At 54.6% G+C, this 3441-nt stretch carries 4 protein-coding genes; 2 read left to right on the forward strand and 2 right to left on the reverse strand.

What is annotated here, in order from left to right; genetic code table 11:
• The first annotated feature begins 325 nt into the window (after positions 1 to 325).
• Positions 326 to 1642 (forward strand): di-heme oxidoredictase family protein, encoded by a 1317-nt coding sequence (locus tag Poly51_RS30085; RefSeq protein ID WP_146462652.1) that lies wholly within the window; start codon positions 326 to 328, stop codon positions 1640 to 1642.
• Entirely contained in the window at positions 1629 to 1943 is a 315-nt protein-coding gene (locus Poly51_RS30090) for a hypothetical protein (protein ID WP_146462653.1), read from the forward strand. The genes Poly51_RS30085 and Poly51_RS30090 overlap by 14 nt, the downstream gene beginning before the upstream one ends.
• Before the next feature lie 6 nt (positions 1944 to 1949).
• On the opposite strand, the gene Poly51_RS30095 is transcribed toward Poly51_RS30090, so the two are convergent.
• Positions 1950 to 2867: an alpha/beta hydrolase gene (locus Poly51_RS30095; protein ID WP_186775926.1), complete on the reverse strand. Its 918-nt coding sequence runs from the start codon at positions 2865 to 2867 to the stop codon at positions 1950 to 1952.
• Between the two features lie 149 nt (positions 2868 to 3016).
• On the reverse strand, positions 3017 to 3441 hold a 425-nt coding region (locus Poly51_RS30100), incomplete at its 5' end, for a hypothetical protein (RefSeq protein WP_222435963.1).

The following is a 3441-nucleotide window of genomic DNA, read 5'->3' on the forward strand; positions in this document are numbered from 1 at the left end:
AAAATGACTCTCCAAACAACTCAACAGAAAACATCGACTTCGGTCGAGACTTCATCACCAAACATCAACGAAGAACCCGCTCTGGCGCGTCGCCTGCCAGAGCGGGTTTTTTCGTGCGCGCACAGAATCGCAGAGCGAAAACCGGTTACCCGATGTGGACCCGCGACGCCGTCGTGGGATGGGAACTGCAAAGCAGTTCATTTGGAAAACGGGGCACACCCTGCAAACGGAGTCGCGGGGCCACGAGGTGTGACCTAATTTTGACAATGCCCATCCTTGTCCCTTATCTTGGGAGGTCTTGTCATCATTTCTTAAGGGCTGTTCCATGAAATCGCTCATTTCGAGTCGGCGGCGGATCGTCAGCGTCGGGTCTCTTTCCATTGCCTTGATCGGATGGGCGTATTGGATCTGCTTCGCGGAAAGGAAAGTGACTCCCGAGGATATTGCAGCGGGACGGGAATTGTTTCTTCATGAATGGGTAGCCGATGATCCGATGTGCGACGGTGGCGATGGACTCGGTCCCGTTTTCAATGCCGCGTCTTGCGTCGCATGCCATTCGCAGGGTGGAGTTGGTGGCGCCGGTGGACTCGAGAGTAATGTGTTGGCGTTTGAGGCGGATCCGGATTCGAGTCGCGCCCACGTTGTTAGCCATGTCGTGCATAAGTCAGCAACGCGGCCGGAGTATCAAGAGACGGAAGAGACGACAGGAATTTGTTTTCCGCCGATTCGTGGCGGGGCCAGGGTAGATGGTCGAAACGGAACGGCGGAATTGATTGATATTCCGGTTCTTCATTTTGAAGAAATCAATTCACCTGCTCTGTTTGGCGTCGGCTTGATGGACCAGGTTACGGAATATGAGATCGCGCTGGCCAGCGCCGGTCGATTCGGATCGACGTTGTCTGACAATTTCAACGGCAAGTTTTCTCATAACAAAGGCGGAAAGGTCCGCAGTCACTCGTTTGGGCGCAGCGGCAAATTTGGGTGGAAGGGACAGTTTGTCTCGTTACGCGATTTCGTGGCATCGGCCTGTGCGATGGAACTGGGGCTCACCAACCCAGTGAATTCGCAACCCTTGCCCAGACATCACTGCGAAGACAGTGACGCGGCGCTGGATATGACGGACGATCAATTGCACGAACTGGTTTCTTTCATTCGCAGTTTGCCTGCGCCGAAACAAATCATTCCGACCGATCCGCGAGAGCGTGAAAAGGTTGTTCAAGGTGAGCGATTCTTCAACGAAGCGGCCTGCAACGAGTGTCACTGCAAGGATGTCGGTCCCGCGAAAGGTATCTACAGCGACTTCCAACTCTATTCGCTGGAATTGAAATTGCCCCGAGGTGGCGGCGGGTATTACTTCGGTGGTGATTCGCTAACGCCAGCGCAGACGACGGGGAAAGTGGTTCCTCGGCCCAACGATGTTCCTGCGCTGTCACAATGGAAAACGCCGCCGCTTTGGGGTGTTGCCGATTCGGCGCCCTATTTTCACGATGGAAAATCGGCGACGCTTGTCGAGGCGGTGCTTCGACATGACGGGGATGCCAGCACGTCGAAAAAACGATTCCAGGCGATGAACGCGCAACAGCAAGCAATGCTGATCGACTTTTTAGGTTCGCTACGAGCACCGCAAGATGCTGAGATCTGAATTCGATGAAGACGCGAGCTTCCGAGAGCCAATGGACGATCCCAATCCTTACCAGCCACCGCCGGGGCACGAATCGCAACGCCAGGTGACACCGCCGCGAAATAATCGCTATGCAGCTTCATGGATTTTTTTCGGTATCGGTTCGCTTCTTGGTTTTCAAGGACTCAGCACCAGTGCGATGTCGTTCATTTCTCCCCGACCGATTGCAGCGGACGTATTGTCAGGGGTGATGTTGGTCGGCGCGGCGGTTCTGTTCGGTTTCGCGATCAAAGCCCGCATTCAATATCGCAGTGGTGATTGAGAACGATCACTTGGACGCCGAAGCAAGTCCTTGAAGTCGCAACCAATCGCTGACAATCGCTGGCCACTGATCGATCACGCTATCTTCGCGCCGACGCAGGCCATATCCGTGGCCGCCGGTTCGGTAGATGTGAAGTTCGGCATCGACGTTGTGCTTTTTTAGCTTGGTATCAAACGCAACACTTCCAAGTGAGTCGGCGGCTGGGTCATCGTGCGTGTGAATGATGATGGTCTTTGGCGTCGATTCTGTGACTTCGATGCCATGTTTCAGCCTTCCGGATTCATTCAGCAATCGCCACGGATATACGAGAGTCCCAAAATTGGGACACCACAAATTTTCGTCGATCGGATCCGTCGATTCGTACATGGCTTCCTTGGCCGTCAACAAAAAAGCGGACGCCTGACCTCCTGCCGAAAAGCCAAGCACGCCTACCCTGTCTTGATCGATCGACCACTTCGACGCGTTTGCGCGAATCGTGCGAATGGCGCGTTGGGCGTCTTGCACCGGTTTTTGCCAAACGTTGTCGCGTTGATTGTCGCCGGTTCGATAGCGCAGCACAAAAACGGAGACTCCCATTGCGTTCAGGAAAGCCGCCGCTTCGCTGCCTTCAAGATCAGTGACCACATATCCGAATCCGCCACCGGGCAACACGACCACTGCGGTTCCATTGGGATGTTCGGCGAGAAAGACATCCAAAGTCGGCGCGGTAGTGTTTTTGATTCGGGTGATGGAGTCCCCTTTGTCGAGTTGCGTTCCCAGTTCGGCGCTAGTCTCGCCGGGGGCGTGGCCGGACCACAGTCGAACCGATTGCGCAGGCGCGTCGCAGTGTGCCGATGTTGTCCATAGAACCGTAATCAGCGCCGCCGTAATTGTCGGATTCCAAGATTTGTCCAACGGTTGGGACGCTACGTTGGTTGTCTGCATCGATATACCTTGTGATGGATTCGTGATCGGCCGGTCATCCACAACACTGTAACCGTTGCACACTGTAGCCATTGCTCCCCGCGAATTCTTGTCACGACAACTCCGTCGATTCGTCGTTGCAGCGGCGAAACCGTGCAACAAGTCGAAGACTAGCGAGGTGATTTGCGGCGCGGCCAGGCTTCTTCGATGACCTTTCCGGCGACGGCGGCCATCGTTCGCGGGGCCAAACCTGCGGCGATGAACAACCGATTCATGCCGACCATCAGATGGTGCCAAGCGTCGATCGCCTCGGGAGTTCCGATGATGATGGCATCGGTGCGATCGAATCCGATCTCGCTGATTTTCATGGTCGGATCAAGATGCAACAATGCTTCGATCATGAGGTGATGATGACAATCCTGGGGACTCATGCCCACATCATCGTAGATCCAAAGATGCGATTGCAGGTGGAATGCTCCCCAAAACCTGATCCAGGGGTTATGAAAGTCTAGAGCCAATTCCGGCGAAGGATTTTCCATGAGCAAGAAACGACGACGACATTCACCCGAACAGATCATCAAGAAGCTACGTGATG

Source organism: Rubripirellula tenax (genome assembly GCF_007860125.1).
GTDB classification, from domain to species: Bacteria; Planctomycetota; Planctomycetia; order Pirellulales; family Pirellulaceae; genus Rubripirellula; species Rubripirellula tenax.

Bases quoted from the DNA above. Each gene is read 5' to 3' on its own strand.
- Poly51_RS30095 (WP_186775926.1), bottom strand. From the start codon at position 2,867: ATGCAGACAACCAACGTAGCGTCCCAACCGTTGGACAAATCTTGGAAT.
- Poly51_RS30085 (WP_146462652.1), top strand. From the start codon at position 326: ATGAAATCGCTCATTTCGAGTCGGCGGCGGATCGTCAGCGTCGGGTCT.
- Poly51_RS30090 (WP_146462653.1), top strand. From the start codon at position 1,629: ATGCTGAGATCTGAATTCGATGAAGACGCGAGCTTCCGAGAGCCAATG.